Annotated in this window: 2 protein-coding genes; both read left to right on the forward strand. The window is 70.4% G+C overall.

The window, feature by feature from the left end; translation table 11 throughout:
* A partial coding sequence (locus ACGFML_RS38115; RefSeq protein ID WP_393550549.1) for a beta-ketoacyl reductase occupies positions 1 to 1,152 on the forward strand: 1,152 nt, incomplete at its 5' end.
* Between the two features lie 47 nt (positions 1,153 to 1,199).
* On the forward strand, positions 1,200 to 1,392 hold a 193-nt coding region (locus tag ACGFML_RS38120; RefSeq protein ID WP_393550551.1), incomplete at its 3' end, for a polyketide synthase docking domain-containing protein.

A 1,392-nucleotide genomic window follows, 5' to 3' on the forward strand; every position in this document is an offset into this window, starting at 1 on the left:
GTCGCGTGTGATGCGGCGGACCGTGAGGCGTTGGCCGGTGTGTTGGCGGCGATTCCGCAGGAGCGGTCGTTGACCGCTGTGATCCACGCGGCGGGCGTGCTCGACGATGCCGTGGTCACCGCGCTGACCTCCGAGCAGCTGGAGCGCGTACTGCGCCCGAAGATCGACGCCGCACTCAACCTCCACCAGCTCACCCACCACCACCCCCTCAAGGCGTTCATCCTCTTCTCGGGAGCGGCGGCCACCTTCGGAAGTGCCGGCCAGGCGCACTACGCGGCGGCCAACGTGTTCCTGGAGGCGCTCGCCGCTCACCGCGCCGCGGCCGGGCTGACCGGAACCGCCTTGGGCTGGGGCTTCTGGGCCGAGCGCAGCGAGATGACGGAACACCTCGACGCGGTGGCCATGCGGCGCATCTCCGGGATCGGCCTCGCGGAGATGACGTCGGGGCAGGGACTGGAGCTGTTCGACGCGGCGGTGCGCGCGGGTCAGACGTTCGTCCTGCCCGCCGTTCTCAACGAGGTGAGTCTGCGGGAGCAGGCCGCCGCGGGCACCCTGCCGGCCATCCTGCGGGAACTGTTTCGCAGGCCCGCACGGCGGACCACGGCCACGGTGGACGACGGCCCGGTCACGGCAGCCGCCTCCCTGGCCGAGCGTCTGGCGGCGGCCCCCGAGGCGGAGCGGACTGAGCAACTTCGTGGCCTGGTCTGTGCCCAGGCCGCCGGAGTTCTCGGACATGCGTCAGCGACCGCCGTGCAGCCGCACCAGACGTTCAAGGAGCTCGGTTTCGACTCCCTGGGCGCGGTGGAGCTGCGCAACCGTCTGATGCGGGCCACCGGCCTGCGTCTCCCCGCCACGCTGGCCTTCGACTACCCGACGCCGACCGCACTCGCCGACCGCCTGTGGGACGAACTGCGACCGGAGGAAGAGACGTTGGCCGACCGGGTACTGAGCGACCTCGACGAGCTGGAGGCCGCGCTCGCCACCCTGGCCCCCGACGAGCAGGCCCGCGACCGCGTCTTCGGCCGGATGCAGCAACTTGTCGCCAAGCACCTCGGTGCCGGCCCGGCGGGTGCCGACGAACCGTCGGGTGCGGACCTCTTCGACTCGGCCAGCGACGACGAACTCTTCGGCTTCCTCGACAAAGGCATCTGACAGCGGGGCGAGGCGACGGACTTTCATGACTCAGCAAGGGGGAGAGAGTGAACACCGAGGACAAGCTGCGCTCGTACCTCAAGCAGGCTGCCGCCGATCTGCACGACACCCGTGAGCGCCTGCGCAAAATGCAGGACGATGCCCACGAGCCGGTGGCGATTGTGGGCATGGGGTGCCGGTTCCCGGGTGGGGTGAGCTCGCCGGAGGATCTGTGGCGGCTGGTGGTTTCCGGGGGTGATG

Origin of the sequence: Streptomyces sp. NPDC048650 (assembly GCF_043199095.1) — a bacterium.
Classification (GTDB): Bacteria; Actinomycetota; Actinomycetes; order Streptomycetales; family Streptomycetaceae; genus Streptomyces.